Below are 18,742 nucleotides of genomic sequence, written 5' to 3'. Positions count from 1 at the left end.
CCGCCGCCCCGGCCCAGGCGCCGGCCGCCGCGCCCGCGGCGAAGCCGGCCCCCGCGCCCGCTCCCGTTGCGGCCGCGAAGAGCCAGAAGGTCGAGGCCGCCGCGAAGCCGGCGGCGGCCCCGCAGGCCGCCGAGCCGGCCGCCGGTCCCGAGTTCGTCACGCTGCGCGGTCCCGCCGCGGCCGTGGCCAAGAACATGAACGCGTCCCGTGATCTGCCGACCGCCACCTCGGTCCGCGCGGTTCCGGTGAAGCTGCTGTTCGACAACCGGATCGTCATCAACAACCACCTGAAGCGCGCCCGCGGCGGCAAGGTCTCCTTCACGCACCTCATCGGCTACGCGATGGTGCAGGCGCTCAGGGCGATGCCGTCCATGAACCACTCGTACACCGAGAAGGACGGCAAGCCGACGCTGGTCAAGCCCGAGCACGTCAACCTGGGCCTGGCCATCGACCTGGTGAACAAGAGCGGCGACCGGCAGCTGGTCGTGGCCGGCATCAAGAAGGCCGAGACGCTGACCTTCTTCGAGTTCTGGCAGGCCTACGAGGACATCGTCCGTCGGGCGCGCACCGGCAAGTTGACGATGGAGGACTTCTCCGGCGTCACCGCCTCGCTCACCAACCCGGGCGGCATCGGCACCGTCCACTCGGTGCCGCGGCTGATGCCGGGTCAGGGCGTCATCCTCGGCGTCGGCGCGATGGAGTACCCGGCCGAGTTCCAGGGGACCTCGCAGGAGACGCTCAACCGCCTCGGCATCTCCAAGGTGATGACGCTCACCAGCACCTACGACCACCGGGTCATCCAAGGTGCGGCCTCCGGCGAGTTCCTGCGCCAGATCAGCCAACTGCTGCTCGGTGAGCACGGGTTCTACGACGCCATCTTCGAGGCGCTGCGGATCCCCTACGAGCCGATCCGCTGGCACGTCGACATCGACGTCAACCACGACGACGAGGTCACCAAGGCCGCCCGGGTGTTCGACCTGATCCACGCGTACCGGGTGCGCGGCCACCTGATGGCCGACACCGACCCGCTGGAGTACAAGCAGCGCAAGCACCCCGACCTGGACATCACCGAGCACGGGCTCACCCTGTGGGACCTGGAGCGGGAGTTCGCGGTCGGCGGCTTCGCCGGCAAGTCCATGTTGAAGCTGCGCGACATCCTCGGCGTGCTGCGCGACTCGTACTGCCGCACCACCGGCATCGAGTACATGCACATCCAGGATCCCAAGGAGCGCAAGTGGATCCAGGACCGGGTGGAGCGCCCGCACACCGCGCCGGAGCGCGAGGAGCAGCTGCGGATCCTGCGCCGGCTCAACGCGTCGGAGGCGTTCGAGACCTTCCTGCAGACCAAGTACGTCGGCCAGAAGCGCTTCTCGCTCGAGGGCGGTGAGACGGTCATCCCGCTGCTCGACTCGGTGCTCGACGAGGCGGCGGCCGACAAGCTGGACGAGGTCGTCATCGGCATGGCGCACCGTGGCCGGCTCAACGTGCTGGCCAACGTCGTCGGCAAGTCCTACGCGCAGATCTTCCGGGAGTTCGAGGGCAACCTCGACCCGAAGTCCATGCACGGCTCGGGCGACGTGAAGTACCACCTGGGCACCGAGGGCACCTTCACGGGCCTGTCGGGCGAGCAGATCAAGGTCTCGCTGACGGCCAACCCCTCGCACCTGGAGGCCGTCGACCCGATCGTCGAGGGCGTGGCGCGGGCCAAGCAGGACGTGATCGGGCGCGGCGGCAAGGACTTCACGGTGCTGCCGATCCTGATCCACGGCGACGCGGCGTTCGCCGGCCAGGGCGTGGTCGCCGAGACGCTGAACATGTCGCAGCTGCGCGGCTACCGCACCGGCGGCACCGTGCACGTCATCATCAACAACCAGGTGGGCTACACCGCGACGGCCGCCGCCGCCCGGTCCTCCACCTACTGCACGGACGTGGCACGGATGATCGAGGCGCCGATCTTCCACGTCAACGGGGACGACCCGGAGGCGGTGTGCCGGGTGGCCAGGCTCGCCTTCGAGTACCGGCAGGCGTTCAACAAGGATGTCGTGATCGACCTGGTCTGCTACCGGCGTCGCGGGCACAACGAGACGGACAACCCCTCGTTCACCCAACCGCTGATGTACGACCTGATCGACAAGAAGCGCTCGGTGCGCAAGCTCTACACCGAGTCGCTGATCGGCCGCGGCGACATCACGCTCGAGGAGGCCGAGCAGGCGCTCCAGGACTTCCAGGACCAGCTGGAGAAGGTCTTCAAGGAGGTCAGGGAGGCGACCGTGACCCCGGCCCCGGCCGAGGTGCCGGCGCCCAAGCCGGAGTTCCCGGTGGCGGTGACGACCGGCGTCAGTGCCGAGGTCGTCAAGCGGATCGCCGAGTCCCAGGTCAACATCCCCGACCACATCACCGTGCACCCCCGGCTGCTGCCGCAGCTGCAGCGGCGCGCGGCGATGGTCGAGGAGGGGACGATCGACTGGGCGATGGGCGAGCTGCTGGCCATCGGCTCGCTGCTCATGGAGGGCACCCCGGTCCGCATGGCAGGCCAGGACACCAGGCGCGGCACCTTCGGCCAGCGGCACGCGGTGCTGATCGACCGGAAGACCGGCGAGGACTACACGCCCCTGCTCTACCTGTCCGAGGACCAGGCCAGGTTCAACGTCTACGACTCGCTGCTCAGCGAGTACGCGGCGATGGGCTTCGAGTACGGCTACTCGCTGGCCAGGCCCGAGGCGCTGGTGATGTGGGAGGCGCAGTTCGGCGACTTCGCCAACGGCGCGGCCACCGTGATCGACGAGTTCATCTCGTCGGCCGAGCAGAAGTGGGGCCAGACCTCCGGCGTCACGCTGCTCCTGCCGCACGGCTACGAGGGCCAGGGCCCGGACCACTCCTCGGCCCGCATCGAGCGCTTTCTGCAGCTGTGCGCGCAGAACAACATGACGGTGGCGCTGCCGACCACCCCGGCGAACTACTTCCACCTGCTGCGGTGGCAGGTGCACAACCCGCACCACAAGCCGCTGGTCGTCTTCACCCCGAAGTGGATGCTGCGGCTGAAGGCCGCCACCTCCACGGCCGAGGAGTTCACCGGCGGCGGCTTCAGGCCGGTCATCGGGGACACCACGGTGGACCCCGCCGGGGTGCGGCGCGTGGTGCTCTGCACCGGCAAGGTGTACTACGAGCTGGCGGCGGAGCGCGAGAAGCTCGGACGTCAGGACGTGGCGCTGGTGCGGCTCGAGCGGCTGCACCCGCTGCCGGCCGAGGAGGTCCAGGCGGAGCTCGCCAGGTACACGGCCGCCGAGTCGGTGGTGTGGGCGCAGGAGGAGCCGGCCAACCAGGGCGCCTGGCCGTTCATCGCGCTCAACCTGGTGGAGCACGTCGAGCGGGCCGGCACGCTGCGGCGGGTGTCCCGCCCGGCGTCCTCCTCGCCGGCGGTGGGCTCCGCCAAGCGGCACCAGGCCGAGCAGCAGGCGCTGCTCGACGAGGTGTTCGCGCTCTGAGCGAGCGCCGACCGCGCCTCGCGCGCGTCACCGGGCCCGGCCCGTCGCCCCGTGCGGGCGGCGGGCCGGGCCCGTGTCCGTCCCCGTCAGCGACAGCGGAAAGACCACACGAAGGAGCGGCGTTGTACTTCACCGACCGAGGCATCGAGGAGCTGGCGCGGCGGCGCGGCGAGGAGGAGGTCACCCTGGCCTGGCTCGCCGACCAGCTGCGGCTCTTCGTCGATCTGAACCCGGACTTCGAGGTTCCGGTGGAGCGGCTCGCGACCTGGCTGGCGCGTCTCGACGACGAGGACGACGACGACTGACCTTGACGTGAGCGGCACGCGATATATCGTGTTACGAGGCACGCGATATAACGCGGGGAGGGCTCATGTCTCGCACATCCGAGTGGTCCGTCAGCGAGGACCGCACGCTGAGCTTCGATGGGGTGTCCGTCGAGGAGCTACAGGTGCGGGTCGTCAGCGGCCTGGTCAACGTGGTGGGCACCACGGATTCCACCACCCGGGTCGAGATCACCGAGGTCAAGGGCCCGCCGCTGATCGTGCGGCTGGACGGCGGCACGCTCTCGGTCGCCTACGACGACCTGCCGTGGCAGGGCTTCCTCAAGTGGCTTGACCGCAAGGGGTGGCGCCGCAGCGCGGTGGTCTCGGTCTCGGTGCCGGCCCACGCCCGGCTGACGGTGGGCCTGGTGGGCGCCTCGGCCGTGGTGAGCAGGCTCGCCGGCCGCACGCACGTGCGGGGCGTCAGCGGGGACACCACGCTGGTCGGCCTGTCGGGCGCGGTGCACGCCGAGACGGTCTCGGGGAACCTGGAGGCCCAGGGGCTGAGCGGCCGGCTGCGGTACAACTCGGTCTCGGGGAACCTGACGGTGATCGACCACCGCTCCGCCCAGCTCGCGGCCGACTCGGTCAGCGGCGACATGGTGGTCGACCTGGCGCCCTCGGCGCTGCCGCCCGACCTGCGGCTCAACACCGTCTCGGGCGAGGTCGCGGTCCGACTGCCGGAGGGGGTGAGCGCCGAGGTGTCGGCGAGCACCGCGAGCGGCCCCGTCTCCTCGGCGTTCGCCGAGCTGTCGTCGGTCGGCGGCTGGGGGGCCAGGCAGCTGTCCGGCGCGCTGGGCGCGGGGGCCGGCAGCGTGCGGTGCACCAGCGTCTCGGGCGCACTCGCCCTGCTGCGCAGACCGCCGGCCGAGTACGACACGCCACCCGCCACCTCGCTGCGTAAGGACGTCTGACATGCCTCCCGTCTTCGGCCACGGCCGCCTCCGCCTCTATCTGCTGAAGCTGCTCGGGGAGGCCCCTCGCCACGGGTACGAGGTGATCAGGCTGCTCGAGGAGCGCTTCCAGGGGCTCTACGCGCCGTCCGCCGGCACGGTCTACCCGAGGCTGGCGAAGCTGGAGGCGGAGGGCCTGGTCACCCACTCCGAGGAGGGCGGCCGCAAGGTGTACTCCCTCACCCCGGACGGCGAGCGGGAGTTGGCGGCGCGCGACACCGAGCTCACGGATCTCGAGCGGGAGATCAGGGACTCGCTGGCCGCGCTCGCCGCCGACATCAGGGAGGACGTCAGCGGCTCGGCGCAGGATCTGCGGCAGGAGGTCAGGGAGGCCGCGGCGGCGGCGCGGAGCCCCTCCAGGGGCCGGGGGCACGGCGGGCACCACGGCCCGGAGCACGGCGCCGGCGACCGCGGGGACGACCGGGCCGCGTGGAAGGCCGAGGCCCGCAGGGCCAGGGAGGAGAGTCGCCGGGCCCGCCGGGAGGCCCGCGAGGCCAGGGAGGCGGGCGAGCGGGCGGCCCAGAACGCGAGCGAGGAGGCCAGGGCCATGTTCACGCAGGCCGCGCGGCGCATCCAGGAGCGGGTGCAGACCAGGGCCGCGAGCGGCGACTGGCCGGGCGCGGTGCGCGAGGGGCTCGAGGGGCTGAACCACGAGATCGGGGGCTGGAGCCGGTTCGTCGGCCCGAGCACGCCCTGGGCCTGGGGACACCCGGTGCGGGACGTAGAGCCGGACGGCGAGTCGGAGGAGGCGGTGGCCGACCCGGAGCGCGAGCTGATCCGGCTGCTCGACCGCTTCCGGGACGACGTGCGGGACGCGGCCAGGGACCACGGCGTCTCGCAGGACCAGCTGCGCCACGCCCGGCGCCACCTGTCGGCCAGCGCCGCCCACCTGGTCGCGCTGCTGCGGCTGCCCGAGGACGGGTCCTAGTCCCGGTCACGGTCAAGGACAGGGGTGGTTCTCCTCGCCCCAGGTGGTCCTGACGTCCTCGGCGGTGACAGCCCCGCAGACCAGCTCGGCCCGCGGGCGCTGCCCCTCGGCCACGTGCAGGATGATCACCAGCTTGTCCTCGGTCTCGCGCCCGCCGACGGCGCCGTTCGGGTCGAGCCGGCCAGTGGCGCCGTCGAAGCCGTCCGGGCCGACGCCCTGGTAGAGCACGCCCTGCACGAGGTCGCGGCCGAGGCGGTCGTTGGCGCGGCCGGTGGTCTCCCACGCCTGGTCCACGGCGGTGGCGAAGTAGCGCATCGCGTCCCAGGCCAGTGCCGGGCGCGGGTCGAGCGCGATGGCCCGGGCCACGTCGGCCGCGTCGGTGCCGCCGTAGGCCCGCTCGTAGGCGTCGGCGAACGCCTGTCCCTCCTGGCTCTCGCGCAGCATCGGGCCGCCGCCGTCCAGCACGTAGTACAGGGAGAGTCCGGGGAAGACGTTCCAGGGCTCCTCCTCGGTGATCCGCACGTTGGAGATCTCGTCGCCGCCGAGCACGCTGACCCGCGGGCAGTCCTCGGACAGCACCCTCAGCTCCTGGAGGAAGAGCGGGAGTTCGCTGCCCCGCGCCGCCCAGACCACGGTCGTGGCCGGCTCCTCGGCGAGCCGCCCGCACACCTCGGCGGCCAGCCGCTCCAGGGTGGCCGTCGGCTCGCCGGTCAGCGCTCCCTCGTCGCGCGGCAGGTCGTTGGACGGCGTGTAGAGCAGCGTGTCGAGCGGCCCCTCGTAGCTCTCCTGGAAGGAGCCGGCCAGGCCGCTGCTGTAGGCGTCGCGCGCGTCGGCCACCAGCACCGCGCGTTCGGCGGGCCGGCGCCCGCCGTCCGCGTCGGCGATCACCGCGGCGTCCCTGGCGAACGCGGCCATGGTGGCCGCGGCCCTGCTGTTGGTGGGCGCGTTCTGGTAGTAGTGCGTGCCGTGGTCGAGGAGTTCGTCGGCGGTGCCGGCCATGCCGACCACCGGCAGCCCGGCCCGGCTCAGCACCTCGAGCGCCTCGTAGACGGTGTCCCGGCTCTGCGCCATCCCGACCACCCCGATGATGGACGGGTCCTCCTCGGCCAGCTCGACGACGTGCCGCGCCACCTGCACCGCGTCGCGGAACCGGTCCCCCGCGTCGGCGACGACCACCCGCAACGGCACCCGCTCCCGCGTGCCCAACGCCTGCGCGTTCCCGTGCCCCTGGGCCAGTGCGAGCCCACGCAGCTGCGCCAGCGTCCCGCCGCGCACCGGGTCGTCGGCGCCGCTGCCGCCGCTGAGCGGCCCGATGTAGAAGACGGTGCGCGGCATCGGCAGGCCGCCCTCGGGGCGCCAGTCGGCGGTGGCGGCGCCGACCGCCGCGTTCTGCTCCTCGATGCGCCCCAGCACCTCGCGGACGTCGGGGTCGCTGACGACCGGGCTGCCGAGCGTCGGCCCCTGCGGCCCGACGCAGGTGCCGTCGGAGCCCCGGAAGGTGCCGCCGGAACATCCGTCGTCGCCGGGCAGCGACACGAGCGGCAGCACGCCGGCGAGCACCGCCACCGCCGTGAGCTCGACGGCGAGTTCGGCGCGCGGCCCGAGACGGTGCGGCCTGACCCGCAGCCGCCGCCGTCGCCGCAGCTGGTAGGCGGCCCTGGGGTCGTCGGGGCTCTGGTCATCGGGCACGGTGACCACGAGCCCGGTCACGGAGGCCACGAGCCGGGGGTCGGTCAGGGTGTCGGCGAGCCATTCGCCGGCGGCGTCGTAGCCGGTCTTCTCCTCGTCGGGGATCAGGCTGGCGAGTCCGTCCACGCCGGCCGCCACCACGAGCAACGAGGTGGCGCCCCGGTCCTTGGCCTCGTTGCGCAGCTCCCTGACGAACCGCTGCACCCGCGAGTGCTCGTCGCCCGCGCGGTCGAAGATCAGCACGAACCGGTGGGTGCGGCGGCGGCGCCAGGGCCGCGGGAAGCCGCCGCGCACCGCCCGCTCCAGGTCGGTCATCATGGCCTGCACCAGCACCCGGTCCAGCTCCTCGAGCCCCTCGGCGCGGGAGGCGGGCGGCACCAGGTCGCGCAGGTGGTCGAAGAAGGAGGCCGGCCCACGCTGCCGGTCGGCCCACGCCGTGAACCAGGCGAGCCGGCGCTTGGCCCGGGCCGTGAACAGCAGCCGGGGCAGCCCCTGGAAGGCCCAGCCGACCAGGAAGTTCCAGACGGCGGCCGCGATGCCGCCGTCGCCCCTGATGCCGTCGCCGCGCTCCTCGCCGGCCACGTTCCACAGGGCCTGGGCGAGGGTGGACTCCTCGCGGTGCTTGGCGTAGAGGTGGTCGCGCAGCCCCCGCCAGTGCCCGGACCTGATCGGCTCGGGGGCCGCCGCGACGGTCTTGAGCAGCCAGAGGCCCGGGAGCCTGAGCCGGCCGCCGTCGCAGGCGCGGGTGGTCCGCCGCAGCTGCTCGCTGATCTCGTCGAACAGGTCGGGTGCCTCCGGGCCGCTCTCGGCGCCCGAGACGAAGGCGTGCGGACTGAGCGGGCCGTGTTCGCCGTTGAGCCAGCTCCGCAGCCCGGCGGCGACGCGCCCGTCGGCCGGGCCGGTGAGCAGCAACACCGGAAGCCAGGTGCGCCGCCGCCTGGGCTGCTTGATCAGCTGTTCGAGGGCGTCGACGAACTCGCCCATCCCCCGGTAGGCGGGTAACTCGCCCGCGCCTCCCCCGTGGTCGGTCATGGTCGCCTCCCCCAGCGCCACCCTCGTTCCCGGGCTGGAACCCTTGGACCAGGAACACCCCGTCCCGGAGGACGACGCCCGGCGGCCGGGAACGGTTCCGTCACATGGTGACCACGATCTTCCCGAACTGGTCGCCGGCCGCCAGCCGGGTGAAGCCCTCGCGCACCCGGTCGAGCGGCAGCACCGTGTCGATCACCGGCCGGACGCCCTTGGCCGCGCAGAACGAGGCGAGCGAGGCGAGCTCGTCGCGGCTGCCCATGGTGGAGCCGACGACCTTCAGTTCGAGGAAGAAGATCCGGTTCAGCTCGGCCGAGGACGGCGCCTGTCCCGAGGTGGCGCCGGAGATCACCAGGGTGCCGCCAGGCCGCAGCGACTTGACGGAGTGTGACCAGGTGGCGGCGCCGACCGTCTCGAGCACCGCGTCCACCCGCCGGGGCAGCCGCGCCCCGGACTCGAACGCGGCCTCGGCGCCGAGCGCCACGGCCCGCTCGCGCTTGGCCGCGTCCCTGCTGGTGACCAGCATCCGCAGCCCGGCCGCCGCGCCGAGCACGATGGCCGCGGTGGCCACCCCGCCGCCCGCACCCTGCACCAGTACGCTGTCGCCGGGCCGCACCCCGGCGTTGGTGAACAGCATCCGGTAGGCGGTCAGCCAGGCGGTGGGCAGGCAGGCCGCCTCCTCGAACGACAGCTCGGCCGGCTTGGGCAGCACGTTCCACCGGGGCACGACGACCCGCTCGGCGAGCGTGCCCTGGTACTTCTCGCTCAGCAGCGTGCGGCGCTCGGTCGGGCCGACCCCATGCCCGGTGGCACCGATCACCGCGTGCACGAGGACCTCGTTGCCGTCCTCGTCGACGCCGGCCGCGTCGCAGCCCAGGATCATCGGCAGCGCCTCGGCGTCGAGCCCGACGCCGCGCAGCGACCACAGGTCGTGGTGGTTGAGGGAGGCGGCTCGGACGTGGACGACGGTCCAGTCGGTCGGGGCCTGGGGCTCGGGCCGGTCGCCGAGCTCCAGTGCGTTCAGCGGCTGGTCGCGGTCGAAGCGCGCGGCATAGGCGGCAAACATGGCTCTCACGCTAGTACCGCCCCGCCGCTCCGTTCCAGAACCGGCGCTGGAGTGGGACGATGGAGAGTTCGCGGCGGAGAGTTCACGGGGGGGTGCCATGGGCACGGTTTTTCTGCGGCGGCTCAGCCGATGGCAGGCGGAGTCGGAGCGCGCGGGCATCGGCGACCTCTACCTGGCGGCCCGCCAGGAGGCGCCGGGCGTCTTCCCGCTGGAGCGCGAGGAGTTCGTCCGACGGCTGGTCGACGAGGACACCGGCGAGCCGGAGTTCGACATGCTGGTCGCCGGCGACCCGGCGCTGGTCGGCTGCGTCTACGGCTTCCGCGCCGACCGGGGCGGCGACTGGTGGCGAGCCTTCACCGACGTGCCGCTGACGATCGACGAACTCACCACGTACCGCCAGGTTTTCGTGGTCGCCGCGCTGCTGGTCGCGCCGCACCGCCGGCGGCAGGGGGTGGCCACCCGGCTCCAGCGGGAGTTGCTCGCCCGCAGCAGAACGAGGCTCCACCTCACCCTGCTCGACCCGGGCAACGCGCCGGCCCGCACCGCCTTCCAGTCCTGGGGCTGGACCAAGTCCGGCCAGCTGACCCCGGCCGACGGCACGCCCCCGCTTGAGGCGTGGACCGCTGGCGACTGACCCGGCGGGCGGCTGACACGGGGCGGCTGACACGGGGCGGCTGACTCAGCCGTGCAGCGAAAGACCCTTGGTGGTGCGGTCGATCGCGTTGCGCGGGCCGTAGAGCGCCAGGCCAACGAGGTCGAGCTTCTCGGCCGCCACGGCCCGCACCGCCGCCCGGTTGTCGGCGTCGTGGTCGGTGGCGAACATCTCCCCGGTGTAGACGGCCATGGCGAGACCGCGCCCGAGCCCCTTCTCGTGCGCCCTGCGCACCCCCTCGGTGTCCGCCACGTACACCAGGACCGGCTCGCGCAGCATCGGCAGGTACCGGTTGTCCGACGCGTCCAGGTACGGCTCGCCCATGACCTCGTCCGTGGCGTGCGCGACCCCGCTGGCGAGGAAGGCGATGACGTTGAGTTTCTGCCAGTCGGCGAGGTCCGAGCGGACGATGACGGCGATCTTGGTGTCGAAACGCATGGTCGCATCGTCGCCGCCCCCTCCGGCGGCCGTCTTGAACGCTCGTGCGGGACCGGGCGTGGCCGCCCTACCCGCCCCACCGCTCCGGGACGCGGCGCGTCGGGGACACTGGACGGGTGGCAGGGCACGAGAACGGTCACGACTGGGTCGAGTACTGGCGGGACGCCGGCGGTCGGCCGGTCGAGGCGATGCGGGCGCACTTCACGCGCCACGTCTTCCACCGGCACAGCCACGACGCGTACTCGTTCGCCGTCACCGAGAGCGGCGCGCAACGCTTCACCTGTCGGGGCGCCGGGCACACCAGCGGGGCCGGAATGGTGATGGCGTTCAACCCGGACGACCCGCACGACGGCGAGTCGGCCCTCGAGTCCGGCTTCACCTACCGGATCGTCCACATCGGCGAGCAGGTGGTGCGCGACGTGCTCGCCGACGCCGGGGACCTGGAGTCGGGGCGGGTCGCGATGCCGCTGTTCGACCAGCCGGTGCGCGTGGACCCGCCGCTCGGGCGCGCGCTGCTGCGGCTGCACCACACCCTCGTGGCCGGCCAGGGCCAGGCCGCGACCCTGGCGCGCGAGGAGCGGCTGACCGTCGCCGTGCTGGCCGTCGTGCGGCGCGGCGCCACCCACGGCCCCCGGCTCGCCACCCCGGCCCGGCGCGCCGCCGAGGCGTCGGTCGCGCGCCGGGCGGCCGCCCTGCTGGCCGAGGCCGGGCCGGCCAAGGTGACGACGGCCCGGCTGGTCGACGAGGCCGGCTGCAGCCGGTTCGCGCTCTACCGGGCCTTCCAGGCCACCTACGGCATGGCGCCCAGCGACTACCAGCGCCTGCTGCGGCTGCGCGCCGCCCGCCGGCTGCTGGCGGACGGGCTGCCGCCGGCCGGGGCGGCGACCGAGGCCGGCTTCGCCGACCAGAGCCACCTGCACCGCTGGTTCGTCCGCTGCTACGGCGTGACCCCGGCCCGCTACCAGCGCGCCGCGCGCGGTTAGCCCGCTAGGACACCGCCTACAACACCTTGGAGAGGAACGCCTGCGTCCTGGGGTGGCGCGGGTTGTTGAGGACGTCCCTGGGGTGACCGGACTCCACGACCACGCCGTCGTCCATGAACACGAGCGAGTCGCCGACCTCGCGGGCGAAGCCCATCTCGTGGGTGACCACGATCATCGTCATGCCGTCCTCGGCGAGCCCTCGCATCACGTCGAGCACCTCGCCGACCAGCTCCGGGTCGAGCGCGGAGGTCGGCTCGTCGAACAGCATCAGCTTGGGGTCCATGGCGAGCGCCCTGGCGATCGCCACCCGCTGCTGCTGCCCGCCGGAGAGCTGGGCCGGGTAGTTGTCCACCCGGTCCGCGAGCCCCACCCTGGCGAGCAGCGCCTCGGCGCGCTTCCTGGCCTCGGCCCGCCGCGCGCCCTTGACCTGGACCGGGGCCTCCATCACGTTCTCGGCAGCGGTCATGTGCGGGAAGAGGTTGAAGCGCTGGAACACCATGCCGATGTCCCGCCGCTGCGCGGCGACCTCGCGCTCCCGCATCTCGTAGAGCTTGTCGCCCTTCTGGCGGTAGCCCACGAGCTGGCCGTCGACGTAGAGCCGGCCGGCGTCGATCTTCTCCAGGTGGTTGATGCAGCGCAGGAAGGTCGACTTGCCGGAGCCTGAGGGGCCGACCACGCAGAACACCTCGCCGGCGCGCACCTCCAGGTCGATGCCGCGCAGCACCGGCACCGCGCCGAACGACTTGTGGACCCGCTCGGCCCGCACCATCGGATGGGCTGGCTGGCTCATACGCTCGTCCCTCCCACCTGGCTCGGGGTGCGCAGCGACGTCAGCTGCGCCCGTATCCGCTGCAACGGCGTGGCCGGCAGCGGCCGGTTGGTGCCCCTGGCGTAGTAACGCTCCAGGTAGAACTGGCCGATGCTGAACACCGTGGTCAGCACCAGGTACCAGACGGTGGCCACGAGCAGCAGCTCCATCACCGCCAGGTTGCGGGAGCTGATGGTGGTGGCGGCGCGGAACAACTCCGTGTACTGGATCGCGTAGACCAGCGACGAGGTCTTCAGCATGTTGATGAACTCGTTGCCGGTCGGCGGGATGATCACCCGCATCGCCTGCGGCAGCACGATCCGGCGGGTGGTCTTGGCGCCGCTCATGCCGAGCGCGTGCGCCGCCTCTGTCTGTCCCGGGTCAACGGAGAGGATGCCGGCCCTGGCGATCTCGGCCATGTAGGCCGCCTCGTTGAGGCCGAGCCCGAGGAGGGCCGCGAGGAACGGCGTCATCACGTCGTTCATCTCGTCTCGGTAGATCGGCCCGAGGTTCACGGTGTCGAAGACGAAGGACAGGTTGTACCAGAGGAACAGCTGCACCAGCACGGGCGTGCCCCGGAAGAACCAGATGTAGCCCCAGGCGACGCTGGAGAGCACCGGGTTCTTCGAGAGCCGCATCACCGCGAGCAGGACGCCGAGCACCACGCCGAGCAGCATGGCGAGCACGGTGATCCACAGCGTCTTGCCGGCGCCCTCGATGATCGTGTCGTGGTCGAGGTAGTCGCCGACCACGCCCCAGTCGACGTCCGCGCCCGCGAACGCCCACACCAGCAGGCCGAGGATCGCCAGCACGACGGCGGCCCCCGCCCAGCGGCCGTAGTGGCGCACCGGGACCGCCTTGATGGGCACCGGCAGCTCGCCGGCCGCCTTCTCCGGTTCGGGTGATTCCACGGTCTTGGTCACGTCGCGCGCCTACTCGCCGGCGTTGATGGTCGCCTCTTCGATGGCGCCGGTCTCCGCGTCCCACTCGGCCAGGATCTCGGCGTAGGTGCCGTCGTCGATGATCTGCTGGACGGCCGCCTGCAGCGCGTCGCGCAGCTCGGTGTTCTCCTTGCTGACGGCTATGCCGTAGGGGGCCGCGTCGATCTGCTCGCCGACCACCTCGAACAGCTCGCCGTCGCCGGCCGTGAGCTCGTTGTAGAGGGCCACCGGGAAGTCGGTGATCGCGGCGGCGGCGCGGCCGCTCTGCAGCGCGGTGATGGTCTCGGTGTCGACCTCGTTGATGATCGGCTCGATCGGCTCGTCGCACCGCTCCTGCTGCGCCTCGATCACGGCCTCGTTCGCGGTGCCCTGCTGGGCGGCGACGGCCAGGCCGCACAGGTCGTCCGGGGACTCGATGCCCTCGGGGTTGCCGGCGGGGACCAGGATCGCGGAGCCGGCCTGGAAGTAGTTGACGAAGTCGGCGCCGCCCTCGGCGTCCTCGCTCACGCCCTGCTGCCGCTCGGCGGTGTCGGTCATGGCGGACATGATGACGTCGTAGCGGCCGTTGTTCATGCCGAGGATCAGGCCGTCGAAGGTGCCGTTCTCGAACTGGAACTCCACGCCGAGCACCTCGCCGAGCGCCGCCGCGATGTCCGGGTCGATGCCGGCTATCTCGTCGTTCTCGTCGTAGAACTCGATGGGCGCGTAGGCGATGTCGGAGCCGACCGTGATCACGCCGGCCTGCTGGATGTCCTCCGGCAGCATGTCGTGGAGCGGCGCCTCGGCCCCGGTGTCCTGGGTGGCGCCGCCGTCGCCGCCACCGCTTCCGCCGTCGTCGTCGGTCTGGTCGCCGCAGGCGGTCAGCAGCAGCGCGCCGGTGGCGACGAGGGCCCCGAGCGCGGCGCGGCGTCGGGGGCGGCGGACGAGGTGGGCGCTCATGGCGTTGGTCCTCCAGGGGTCGCGGAGTATCCGAGGGGGCCGGGCACGCGTCTTCGGGTGTCACGACAGGGCAGGTGCGATGCAGGGCATCCTGCCACTCCGTTCGGCGTATTCGTCCGCCGCGAACGTCAAGATCGGATAACGGACACGTCGTACCGGTTACCGGGAGTGATGAACTGCCGGGCACTTCGCCCCCCTTGTGCCACACCACGCGCCGGTGAGAGATGCGTCACGCCCCCGTGGCGGCGGCGCCGGGCGGGTAACCCCTGAGTGGGCCGGTCGCCGCGCGTTCGCCCACCGCGACGCCGTGTCAAGAGGAGCACTCGTCAAACGGCCGTGGCCAGCCTGGTCGCGGATCTCGCTCGTGCCGTGCGTGCTTGATCAGGTAGAACCGATCGATACACCCCTCACCCGGGGACCTGGGCGCGTGTGCGGCGCGTCCGGCGTCCGCTGCCCACCCCCGCGGACGTGGTGCCCGCCCGTTCCCCGACCGGGGAGCGGCCACCCTCGATTCAGCGACGCAGTAAAGGGGTTACCCAGTGGCTTCGGAGACCGTCAATCCCAGCGACGGCAAGCTCACCGACACACGACTCGACAGCGGGCTCGATACCGAGCTCGATCCGGCGTTCGCGCTCCATCGCGGCGGCAAGATGGCGGTCACGGCGACGGTTCCCGTGCGCGACCGCGACGACCTGTCGCTCGCCTACACACCGGGCGTGGCCCGGGTGTGCGCGGCGATCGCGGAGCGTCCCGACCTGGTCCACGAGTACACCTGGAAGTCGCAGGTCGTCGCCGTCGTCACGGACGGCAGCGCGGTGCTCGGCCTCGGTGACATCGGGCCCGAGGCCTCGCTGCCCGTGATGGAGGGCAAGGCGATCCTCTTCAAGCAGTTCGGCGGCGTGGACGCGGTGCCGATCGCGCTCGACTGCCGCGACCCGGACGAGATCGTGGAGACGGTGGCCCGCCTCGCCCCGTCGTTCGGCGGCATCAACCTGGAGGACATCGCGGCGCCGCGCTGCTTCGAGATCGAGCGGAAGCTCCAGGAACGGCTCGACATCCCGGTCTTCCACGACGACCAGCACGGCACGGCGGTCGTGACGCTGGCCGCCCTGCGGAACGCGGCGCGGCTGACCGGCCGGGCGCTGGCCGACCTGCGGGTGGTGATCTCGGGCGCGGGCGCGGCCGGGGTGGCCATCGCCAAGATCCTGCTGGGCGCGGGCGTCGGCGACGTGGTGGTCTGCGACCGGCGTGGCGTCGTCTCGACCGACCGTAAGGACCTGACGGCCGTCAAGCGGGAGTTGGCCGAACTGACCAACGCGGCTGGCCTGACCGGCTCCCTGGAGACGGCGCTGGCCGGTGCTGACGTCTTCGTCGGCGTCAGCGGCGGCACGGTCCCCGAGCCGGCGGTGGCGAAGATGGCGCCCGGGGCGTTCGTCTTCGCCATGGCCAACCCGGACCCGGAGATCCACCCGGACGTCGCGGCGCGCTACGCGTCGGTGGTGGCGACGGGGCGCAGCGACTACCCGAACCAGATCAACAACGTGCTGGCGTTCCCCGGGATCTTCGCGGGCGCGCTGCGGGTGGGCGCGAGGCGGATCACCGAGTCCATGAAGCTGGCGGCGGCCGAGGCGCTGGCCACGGTCGTCGCCGACGAACTCGCCGCCGACCGGGTCATCCCCTCCCCCTTCGACCCCCGCGTGGCCCCCGCGGTCGCCACGGCCGTCGCCGAGGCGGCGGAGAAGGAAGGCATCACCCGCTAGCCGGTGCCGCCTGCCGGCGGCAGCGGCTCGAAGGTCGGGGGTGGTGGGGCCTCGGGCCCCACCACCCCACCGCTCCATCTGGGCCGTGGGCCCGGCGGAGGGCAGCCACGGCGCTGCCGCGCCTGGCCGAAACGGCTGAGCAGCCCACCGCTCCGCGGACGGCCTGCCCGCGAGGCGTTGGCGTGCGCCGAACGATCCACCGGGTCATCGACGCCCGCGGCGGCGTGAGCCCACCGCAGGCGAAGGCGGTGCCGGCCGGTCCCTGCCGCGCGAGGCCACGGTGGGCGCGGCACGGCCAAGCCGGCCGCAGGCCGCCCCGCAGGGGCCACGTCATGCCAAAGCCAGGACGACCGCGTCGGTCAGCGAGGACCACGCGGGGCGTGCCTCCGTGAAGCCCGCGTCGCGGAGCGCTTGGAGGTGCCAGGCGACCGGCGGGGCGCCCTCGTCCTTGTGGTCGGCGCCGCGCGTCGGGCGGCCGTAGAGGGCGAAGCGCCGCTCCGCCGCCTCGGCCAGCTCGGGCGCCGCGGCGACCGTGGCCCACCAGTCGGGCCAGTCGAGGACGCCGGCCTCCCGCGCCCTGACCTGCCGGGCCTCGGTGAACGCCCGCTCCGCCGCGTTGATCCGCGGCGTCGCGGGATCCGGCATGTGGTCGGCGTTCAGCAGCACGCCCCCGGGGCGAACCAGCGTCCGGAGCCGTCCGTACAGCTCCCGCAGGGGGTCGGGGGCGAGCCAGTGGAGGGCCGTGGCCGTGAGCACGGCGTCGTAGGAGTCGTACGGCAGCAGCGCGGGCCAGTCCCGGTCCGTGAGGTCGGCCGTGACGAAGCCGGTCCGCTCGTCGCCGGCGAAGTGGCCGCGCGCGATGGTCAGGAGCGCCGGGTCCTGGTCGACGCCGGTGGTGACCGCGCCGGGGAAGCGCCGCAGCACCCGTGCCGTGATGGTGCCGGTGCCGCACGCCAGGTCGAGGACCCGCGGCCGGTCGCCGACCAGCGCCTCGACGGCATCCAGCATCACCCGGAACCGCTCCTCGCGGTCCGGCAGGTAGAACTCCTGCTGCCGGTCCCAACTGTCCTGCCATGCCTGCCAGTCCGCCATCGTCATCCCCTCAGAGAACCGATCGAGTAATAGGCAAAATCCATAATTACCTATTACAGGTACGCTGAGGACTCTAGGCCACCCCGGTAAGGAACACAATTGGAACTGACCTATTACTCGGACTTCGCCGTGCGCCTGGTGAACACCGAGGAGCCGCTGCGCGGCACCGACACCCTCACCTCGGTGGAGGCCGTGCGCGCCCTCTTCGGCGTGCACCAGCACGGCGCGCGCCGCGTCGGGGACGCGGACGTGACCCGGCTGCGCGCCGTGCGGACCAGGCTGCGGGCCGTCTTCACGGCCGCCGCCGAGGGCGACGAGGCCAGGGCCGTCGACCTGCTGAACGCGCTGCTGCTCGAGTACCCGGCCAGCCCGCAGATCTCGGGACACGACGAGCTCACCGCCAGCGGCCGTCCCAACTGGCACCTGCACCTGGCCGAGCACCCGTCCAACGCGACCGCCGGATACGCCGCGATCGCCTGCATGGGCCTGGCGTTCCAGCTCACCGACCTCGGCGTCGACCGGCTCGGAATCTGCGGGGCGCCCCCCTGCTCCAACGCCTATATCGACACGTCGACAAACCGCTCCAAGCGGTACTGCTCCGACCGCTGCGCCACCCGGGCCAACGTCGCCGCCTACCGTGCCCGCAGGCGCCGCGAACGCAGCCTCAACAACCGCACCGAGGACGGCAACCAGCCGAGCACCGAGACCAGCGACCGCTGATGCCGCAGCGGCGGGCGCACCCGCAGCACCGCCCGCGCGACCACCAGACCGTCCGGCACCACGCCGAACTCCCGGCTGTCGTTGGTGACCAGCGGATTGTCCCCGACCACCCACCAGCCGCCGCTCCGCCGCTCCGCCGCGCGCTTGACGATCAGCAGGTCGTGCTGGAAGGGATGCCGCACCACGACCACGTCCCCCGGCCGCACCCGCGCCCCGTAGCCGAGCAGCAACTGGTCGCCCGGCCGCAGGGTGGGCAGCATCGACGGGTTGTAGACCTCGGCGAGCCCCAGCTTCATCGCACACCACTCCTCACCCGCCATCGTCAGCCATCGGGCCGACTCCCGCATTGGACTTTTGACCTAAGCAACGCCGCACCGCCCGGCCCGCCCAGGAAAACCAGCCCCGCACGGAGTAATGTCGCCGTGAGAAGACGATCACGAGGAAGGACAGCTCCATGCTTTCCCGCCTGTTCGCCCCGAAGGTGAAGGTCAGCGCCCACTGCGACCTCCCCTGCGGTGTCTACGACCCCGCCCAGGCCCGCATCGAGGCCGAGTCGGTCAAGGCCATCCAGGAGAAGTACCAGGCCAACGAGGACCCGCACTTCCGCGCCCGCGCCACCACCATCAAGGAGGAGCGGGCCGAGATGGCCAAGCACCACGTCTCGGTGCTGTGGAGCGACTACTTCAAGCCGCCGCACTTCGAGAAGTACCCGGAGCTGCACCAGTTGGTGAACGAGACGCTGAAGGCCCTGAGCGCCGCCAAGGGGTCCACCGACCCGGCCACCGGCCAGAAGGCGCTCGACTACATCGCCCAGATCGACAAGATCTTCTGGGAGACCAAGAAGGCCTGACCGGCCGTCCGCACCGCGCCCGCCACACCCGAGGCGGCGCGGCGGGTCCCGGTCGTGCGGAGGCGCCCCGTTCCGTCTGGTCTGGAACG

Annotated in this window: 16 protein-coding genes and 1 pseudogene; 9 read left to right on the top strand and 8 right to left on the bottom strand. The window is 72.4% G+C overall.

Translation table 11 applies throughout. From position 1 onward, the window contains the following. The 4 genes from E1265_RS06310 to E1265_RS06295 all read left to right on the top strand — a co-directional run. A partial coding sequence (locus tag E1265_RS06310; protein ID WP_132929216.1) for a multifunctional oxoglutarate decarboxylase/oxoglutarate dehydrogenase thiamine pyrophosphate-binding subunit/dihydrolipoyllysine-residue succinyltransferase subunit occupies window positions 1–3,485 on the top strand: 3,485 nt, incomplete at its 5' end. 122 nt (window positions 3,486–3,607) lie between these two features. Continuing rightward, window positions 3,608–3,790 (top strand): DUF6104 family protein, encoded by a 183-nt coding sequence (locus tag E1265_RS06305; protein WP_132929215.1) that lies wholly within the window; start codon window positions 3,608–3,610, stop codon window positions 3,788–3,790. 65 nt (window positions 3,791–3,855) lie between these two features. Continuing rightward, a complete protein-coding gene (locus tag E1265_RS06300) occupies window positions 3,856–4,719 on the top strand; it encodes a DUF4097 family beta strand repeat-containing protein (protein WP_132929214.1) in 864 nt (287 codons plus the stop codon). 1 nt (window position 4,720) lies between these two features. Further along, on the top strand, window positions 4,721–5,686 hold the full coding sequence (locus tag E1265_RS06295) for a PadR family transcriptional regulator (protein WP_132929213.1): 966 nt from the start codon (window positions 4,721–4,723) through the stop codon (window positions 5,684–5,686). A gap of 12 nt (window positions 5,687–5,698) precedes the next feature. On the opposite strand, the gene E1265_RS06290 is transcribed toward E1265_RS06295, so the two are convergent. Continuing rightward, entirely contained in the window at window positions 5,699–8,407 is a 2,709-nt protein-coding gene (locus tag E1265_RS06290; protein ID WP_132929212.1) for an ABC transporter substrate-binding protein, read from the bottom strand. Window positions 8,408–8,507: 100 nt separating this feature from the next. Next, window positions 8,508–9,470 carry a zinc-binding dehydrogenase gene (locus E1265_RS06285; protein WP_132929211.1) on the bottom strand — a complete coding sequence of 321 codons (963 nt, stop codon included), beginning with the start codon at window positions 9,468–9,470 and terminating at the stop codon, window positions 8,508–8,510. 97 nt (window positions 9,471–9,567) lie between these two features. On the opposite strand from E1265_RS06285, the gene E1265_RS06280 reads away from it, so the two are divergent. Continuing rightward, on the top strand, window positions 9,568–10,104 hold the full coding sequence (locus E1265_RS06280) for a GNAT family N-acetyltransferase (RefSeq protein WP_165953663.1): 537 nt from the start codon (window positions 9,568–9,570) through the stop codon (window positions 10,102–10,104). Window positions 10,105–10,149: 45 nt separating this feature from the next. On the opposite strand, the gene E1265_RS06275 is transcribed toward E1265_RS06280, so the two are convergent. Beyond that, a complete protein-coding gene (locus E1265_RS06275; protein ID WP_132929209.1) occupies window positions 10,150–10,560 on the bottom strand; it encodes a DUF2000 domain-containing protein in 411 nt (136 codons plus the stop codon). Between the two features lie 116 nt (window positions 10,561–10,676). Between E1265_RS06275 and E1265_RS06270 the strand changes: the two genes are divergently transcribed. Beyond that, the gene (locus E1265_RS06270; protein WP_243740568.1) at window positions 10,677–11,543 is read left to right on the top strand and encodes an AraC family transcriptional regulator; all 867 of its coding nucleotides are present in this window, start codon (window positions 10,677–10,679) and stop codon (window positions 11,541–11,543) included. Between the two features lie 16 nt (window positions 11,544–11,559). Here the strand turns inward: E1265_RS06270 and E1265_RS06265 are convergent, their stop codons facing one another. The 3 genes from E1265_RS06265 to E1265_RS06255 are packed head-to-tail and all read right to left on the bottom strand — an operon-like array spanning window position 11,560 to window position 14,231. Continuing rightward, window positions 11,560–12,333, bottom strand: coding sequence for an amino acid ABC transporter ATP-binding protein (locus E1265_RS06265; protein ID WP_347877162.1), 774 nt, complete (start codon window positions 12,331–12,333; stop codon window positions 11,560–11,562). Continuing rightward, the gene (locus E1265_RS06260; RefSeq protein ID WP_132929208.1) at window positions 12,330–13,274 is read right to left on the bottom strand and encodes an amino acid ABC transporter permease; all 945 of its coding nucleotides are present in this window, start codon (window positions 13,272–13,274) and stop codon (window positions 12,330–12,332) included. The genes E1265_RS06265 and E1265_RS06260 overlap by 4 nt, the downstream gene beginning before the upstream one ends. A 9-nt stretch (window positions 13,275–13,283) precedes the next feature. Continuing rightward, entirely contained in the window at window positions 13,284–14,231 is a 948-nt protein-coding gene (locus E1265_RS06255) for an ABC transporter substrate-binding protein (protein ID WP_132929207.1), read from the bottom strand. A 617-nt stretch (window positions 14,232–14,848) separates the two neighbouring features. On the opposite strand from E1265_RS06255, the pseudogene E1265_RS06250 reads away from it, so the two are divergent. Continuing rightward, window positions 14,849–15,991: pseudogene (locus E1265_RS06250) on the top strand (NADP-dependent malic enzyme); the annotation flags it as partial. Between the two features lie 330 nt (window positions 15,992–16,321). On the opposite strand, the gene E1265_RS06245 reads toward E1265_RS06250, so the two are convergent. After that, the gene (locus E1265_RS06245) at window positions 16,322–17,083 is read right to left on the bottom strand and encodes a class I SAM-dependent methyltransferase (protein ID WP_132929219.1); all 762 of its coding nucleotides are present in this window, start codon (window positions 17,081–17,083) and stop codon (window positions 16,322–16,324) included. A gap of 99 nt (window positions 17,084–17,182) precedes the next feature. Here E1265_RS06245 and E1265_RS06240 point away from each other — a divergent pair, with 99 nt between their 5' ends. Continuing rightward, entirely contained in the window at window positions 17,183–17,803 is a 621-nt protein-coding gene (locus tag E1265_RS06240; RefSeq protein WP_132929205.1) for a CGNR zinc finger domain-containing protein, read from the top strand. On the opposite strand, the gene sodX is transcribed toward E1265_RS06240, so the two are convergent. Next, on the bottom strand, window positions 17,716–18,150 hold the full coding sequence (gene sodX, locus E1265_RS06235; RefSeq protein WP_132929204.1) for a nickel-type superoxide dismutase maturation protease: 435 nt from the start codon (window positions 18,148–18,150) through the stop codon (window positions 17,716–17,718). The two genes, E1265_RS06240 and sodX, sit on opposite strands and share 88 nt — an antisense overlap. A 107-nt stretch (window positions 18,151–18,257) precedes the next feature. Here sodX and sodN point away from each other — a divergent pair, with 107 nt between their 5' ends. Then, window positions 18,258–18,653: a superoxide dismutase, Ni gene (gene sodN / locus E1265_RS06230; protein ID WP_132929203.1), complete on the top strand. Its 396-nt coding sequence runs from the start codon at window positions 18,258–18,260 to the stop codon at window positions 18,651–18,653. The last annotated feature ends 89 nt before the right edge of the window (window positions 18,654–18,742 follow it).

It is taken from the genome of Streptomyces sp. 8K308, assembly GCF_004348315.1.
GTDB lineage: Bacteria > Actinomycetota > Actinomycetes > Streptomycetales > Streptomycetaceae > Streptomyces.
Note: the sequence above shows the minus strand (reverse complement) of the source record. Positions and strands in the feature narration are given on the sequence as shown.